General features: G+C 51.7%; 4 protein-coding genes. 3 read left to right on the forward strand and 1 reads right to left on the reverse strand.

The annotated features are described in order from the left end of the window. The 3 genes from VLH40_05620 to serC form a co-directional block, all read left to right on the forward strand. Window positions 1-882, forward strand: an 882-nt coding sequence (locus tag VLH40_05620) for a catalase (GenBank protein ID HSV31487.1), incomplete at its 5' end; no start/stop codon positions are given. Between the two features lie 300 nt (window positions 883-1,182). Further along, a complete protein-coding gene (locus tag VLH40_05625; GenBank protein HSV31488.1) occupies window positions 1,183-1,332 on the forward strand; it encodes a hypothetical protein in 150 nt (49 codons plus the stop codon). 504 nt (window positions 1,333-1,836) lie between these two features. Then, window positions 1,837-2,922, forward strand: coding sequence for a 3-phosphoserine/phosphohydroxythreonine transaminase (serC, locus tag VLH40_05630; protein HSV31489.1), 1,086 nt, complete (start codon window positions 1,837-1,839; stop codon window positions 2,920-2,922). A gap of 88 nt (window positions 2,923-3,010) precedes the next feature. Here the strand turns inward: serC and VLH40_05635 are convergent, their stop codons facing one another. After that, the gene (locus VLH40_05635; protein ID HSV31490.1) at window positions 3,011-4,699 is read right to left on the reverse strand and encodes a DEAD/DEAH box helicase; all 1,689 of its coding nucleotides are present in this window, start codon (window positions 4,697-4,699) and stop codon (window positions 3,011-3,013) included. Window positions 4,700-5,230: the final 531 nt, after the last annotated feature.

The following is a 5,230-nucleotide window of genomic DNA, read 5'->3' on the forward strand; positions in this document are numbered from 1 at the left end:
TATCACTTCAAAACGGACCAGGGTATCCGGAACCTGACCGCAGAAGAAGCCACCAGACTCAGTGGTGAGGACCCGGATCACGCCACCCGCGATCTATATGAAGCGATCGAAAGGGGTGAATATCCGTCCTGGACCCTCGAAATGCAGATTCTCACCCCACAGCAGGCGGAAGTCTTTCCCTGGGATATCCTGGACATCACCAAGGTCTGGCCGCATTCCGAAGTCCCGCCAATCAAGATCGGTCGGCTGGTCCTGGACCGTAATCCAGTGAACTATTTTGCGGAAGTGGAACAGGCGGCTTTCTGCCCGGGAAACGTGGTCCCCGGCATCGCTCTGTCACCGGACAAGATGCTGCAGGCCAGAGCCTTTTCTTATCACGACACACACCTGCATAGGCTGGGTCCCAACTATCACCTGATTCCGGTCAATGCTTCAAACAAAGCCCCGGAAAAGACTTACCAGCGTGACGGGTTCATGCGGGTTGACGATAACGGGGGTGGTGGGCCCAACTACTGGCCTAACAGTTTCGGTGGACCGGCCCCGGATCCGAAGGCCGCCGAACCTTACTATGGCCTGACCGGCCCAGCCGGCCGTTTCCCATTCACCCATCCCAATGACGATTTTGTCCAGGCCGGAGCCCTGTATCGCAAAGTTATGACCGATAGCGATCGTGCCCACCTCATCACGAACATTGTGGGACACCTGGGCAGGGCTCAGAAAAGGCTTCAAATGCGTCAGGCCGCCTTGTTTTACAGAGTGGATGAGGAATACGGCCGCCGGGTGGCCGGAGGTTTATCGCTTCCTATCCACGAGGTCGAGCGGCTGGCGGCGATGACACAGGAAGAACGGGTCAAAGCGAGCGAGGCGGGAACTTACTCGTAAATTTAGGACACAAGATCCGAACCACACTCCCAGAATGAACTCCGGCTCACCGTCATAAGCCTGTTTAAGACAGTGAGCCGGAGTTACAGATGCTTTAATAACACCGGGAACGGCTTCTATCAATAAGGAAGTGATGAGTGATAGATGATTGGTGTTGATTGAAAATCCTTATTGACTCTTAAGAATATTTAAGAGGTGATGGTGCAGGATATGCGTCTATGTCTTATTCAGAACAAGGGGAGCTGGGTTAAGGCAGGGGAAAGGGATTATATCATGAACAATACTTGAGGAGTGAGACCAATGGCCAAAAAGAATAAATCAATGAAAGTTTCGGCAAAGAGTGAAAAAAAGTTGGACACTAAAAAGATTGCGGAAAAAGGTTTTAAGAATGTCGATGGATACAAGTCAAAGGGGCGGAGTTTTTGGGATATCATTAGCCGTAAAAAATAATCGTTCAAACAGCGAGATCAAATAGAAAACAACCTGGGATAACTGAGGGGTGAACCAAGGTCAAATTATGTGGATGATCCATCAGGCGCTGTCCCCCCTAGGGTACGCGCCATGATGAATGGAATTTCTTAGTCTCTTTCCGCTAGACCGAAAAACCCCGTACCATTTTTCCCACCGCTTCTCATAAATGCGGCAAAGCCGGCTGTTTACCCGGCACAACGTACCCTGACATCCGAGAGGCGGGTCCAGTCGATCCGAGCCTAACTGAAGCCAAGGTGGGGGAGAATAGCGAATTGGTGGTACTTCGAGAAACCCTGAGGGTAGTTGGTAACGTCGTAGAAAACGAACCGAACCTCCCGTCTTTAACCGGCGACCGGGTAGCTCGGAGATATTGACCTACTGTTTTGGGCGTTACAAATGTATCTTTTACTTCTTGACACTGTATAATGGTCACTGTTAACTTTTCGAAAAAAGAGGGTATACTCTGAGATGGGAGGAAGAAGAATGGGGAAGCGTGCATTCGTATTTAACCCGGGGCCGGCCGCCCTACCGCTCCCGGTTTTGGAGCGCATTCAGTTGGAGTTGCTCGATTATGCCTCGACGGGGACGTCCGTTTTGGAATTGAGCCACCGCTCGAAACAGTTTGAGGGAATATTGAACGATGCCGTTGAGCGGATCAAGCGACTGTTGGAATTGGATGAGCGCTTTCGGGTGCTCTTTCTGCAGGGAGGGGCGAGTCTGCAGTTTAGTATGGTCCCCCTGAACCTGTCCCAAGCGGGGAAACCCGTTGGCTATATCGACACCGGGTATTGGGCATCGAAAGCTATCAAGGAGGCCAAGGTGCTTGAAAAAGAAATCCAGGTAGTCGCTTCCTCGTCAGACCGGAATCATACCTATATTCCGAAGGGTTTCCCCGTGGACCCCGCTATTTCCTATTTACATCTGACCTCCAACAATACTATCCGCGGGACCCAATGGCATACATTCCCGGACAGCGGAAAAGTGCCTTTGGTCAGTGACATGTCCTCGGACATTTTCAGCCGGAGATTCGATACCAAGCCGTTCGGACTGATTTACGCCGGAGCCCAGAAAAACGCCGGGCCGGCCGGCGTGACCATCGTGATTATCCGGGAAGACATGCTCGAGCGCACCCCGGAGAGTCTCCCGGTCATGCTGAAATATCCGACCTTTGTCGAATCGAACTCCCTATACAACACTCCTCCCTGTTTTGCCATATACGTGGTTGGGCTGGTTATGCGCTGGCTGGAGGAGGAGATCGGGGGTTTACAAAAGATGGAAGACGTTAACCGCCGGAAAGCCAGACTCCTTTATGACTATCTGGACAGCCAAGAATTTTTCCGAAGCCCTGTGGAACTAGACAGTCAATCCTGGATGAACGTGATCTTTCAACTCCCAACTCCTGAACTGGAGCAGCAGTTCATCCAGGAAGTGAATAAGGCTGGCCTGATCGGGTTAAAAGGGCACCGTTCGGTAGGTGGCTGCCGGGCGTCGCTATATAACGCCGTAACTATTGAAGCCGTAGAGACCCTGGTGGGATTGATGAAGGAATTTGCCCGAAAGAATGGGTGAAATACGGGTGAATGGTGAACGGTGATCAGTCAGGTTGATGGCTCAGGGGTGAAGAATACTGCCTTCATTCCTGAGCCATTTTTTCTGGTTAGACCCGAACCGGTCTGGACCGGGAGGTTTCTCGGGGTTTTTGTTTTCTCCGGTGGGGTTCCTGGTCCTGGGAGAGGAGGTTGGCCTGCGATAGTTTTTCCGGATTGAGACGGTACTTCTCGTATGCCGTGGGCAAGAGACCTACCAGAACGGAACTCGGTTTCAGAATGATTTCCGCTACATCTTGGCTGTCTACTCCCAGCGAAGTACACACCGCTCTTAGGACCCGGCCGGTATTCCACTCAGTGGGATCGGTGACCGCCAGGCGGACCAGCGTTCCTTTCGATCGGCGGTGATGGGATCGTTCGGGGGTAGAGAGTTTGTGTCCGTTTCGCGAGTGGGATTTGCGTTGGTCGATTTCATGTTCAAGTTCCATCTTAAGATTGTACCCGTTTTTGAAAGAATTCCCCGAAAGATTTAACAGACCGGTCACGAGGTCCAGAATGTCGGTACGAGCAATTAAGTCGGTGGCCCAAGCTCTGGTTTCCTGGATTTGATCCGGATTCTGGGTCAGGATCTTTTCTTCGAATCGCGAGCGCTGTTTATCCCTGATTACAGAACTGTCGGGAACGGGAAGCCAGGTAATGCGGATGCGGGTTCCCCGGAGCATAAAACGGAGCTTTTCCGCTTCAAATTGATTCAGAATCAGAATATTGTGTCCGGTTTGTCCGGCCCGTCCGGTACGGCCGCTCCGATGAATAAAGGTTTCCGTATCGGAAGGCAGTCCAAGTTGGAAAACGTGCTCGACACCGGGAACATCCAGCCCCCGGGCGGCCACGTTGGTCGCCACCAGGTAGGTTACCTTCCCCGAGGTGAATTGGGAGAGAGCCTGGTTCCTTTCCCGCTGGCTCATTTCCCCATGGAGACAGGTGGCTCGGAATCGTTCGTCAATAAGGTGGTTGGTGACTTCCATGGTTTCGGCGCGTGTTTGGCAAAACACCAGACCCCGGCCGGAATTTTCCCATAAGAGGACGTTGGTCAGTCCTTCCAGTCTACGGTTACGGGGGACAGTGTACACGGTATGAGCGATTTCGGAATGCTGCTCACCCTCCTTGACAAGGGATATGGTTTCCGGATCGGACAGGTATTGTCTGATCAGCGTTTGGATCGAATCCGGCATCGTCGCTGAAAAAATCCAGGTTTTTTCCCGTTGTCGTGAGGCATCGAGAATGCCCTCCAGTTCTTCACGAAAGCCCATGTCCAGCATATGATCCCCTTCATCCAACACCACGGTATGGATGGTGTCGGTTCGCAGGGTTCCCCGGCGGATATGATCGAGGATTCTACCGGGCGTTCCGACAACGAGAGAAGCTCCCCGGCGCAAATCGATAATCTGCCGGGCCATATCCATTCCGCCCACCAGTGAGGCACAGGTGCAGTCGAGATTTCCGGAAAGCCAGATTGCTTCGCGGGAGATTTGTAGAGCCAGTTCCCTGGTAGGGGACACGATAAGCACCCCAGGAGTCTTGGTAGTCATTCGTTCGTCGCTTAATAAAGGCAGAAGAAAGGCGAGGGTCTTTCCCGAACCGGTTTTAGCCCGCACGATAAGATCTCCGGTGATGCTTTCATGGCCCAGAACCTCGGTCTGGACCGGAGTCGGTTCGGTGAATCCTTTGTCGGCGATCGCCTTTAACAGTTCCCGGCGAAGAGAATATTGGGTAAATCCACTATCGTTTTTCTGTTCCATTAAAGAGTAGTTCCTCCATATAAAAACAGGAGTTTAGGCTGAAGCCTGTTAGGTAAGGCAATCCACGAAGTACAAAACGACACGTCCTGCGTTTTAAGTCTTGGCCTAAAAGCGCTAATTGGGCCGCAGTCTAATGGCCTGTTTGATTTATTCCTAGTTACCGGTCGGGACGTTTGCTCTGTGGCATTTTTCTGATCAAAGCGCAAAAAAAGACGTCCCACTTCTGGGACGTCACAAAGTGTAATCCCTTCACGGTACTGGCTTATAAGTATAGCTATAAGGAGGGATTTGTCAAGTGTTGCCCCTTACCTTTGTTTTTATTCTGTGAAAATGTCCCACCCCTTACTTCCACACCGCAACATCGTATGGTTTGAGTTCTACTGTGCCCCTTGTGCCATCCTGATATAGGTAATATCAGCACACCAGACCTGATCAGGATGCTCTGTCGCCAAATTCAACTCCGTCTCCCCTTGAGGTTCATAATAATACCCTGACAGGGACAATCCTAATAGTTCGCATTGCCTGCCTATC

The sequence above is a fragment of the Atribacteraceae bacterium genome, assembly GCA_035477455.1.
In the GTDB taxonomy this organism is placed as follows: domain Bacteria; phylum Atribacterota; class Atribacteria; order Atribacterales; family Atribacteraceae; genus DATIKP01.

Coding starts and splice junctions, on each gene's coding strand:
- VLH40_05625 (HSV31488.1), top strand. CDS start 1,183: ATGGCCAAAAAGAATAAATCAATGAAAGTTTCGGCAAAGAGTGAAAAA.
- serC (HSV31489.1), top strand. CDS start 1,837: ATGGGGAAGCGTGCATTCGTATTTAACCCGGGGCCGGCCGCCCTACCG.
- VLH40_05635 (HSV31490.1), bottom strand. CDS start 4,699: ATGGAACAGAAAAACGATAGTGGATTTACCCAATATTCTCTTCGCCGG.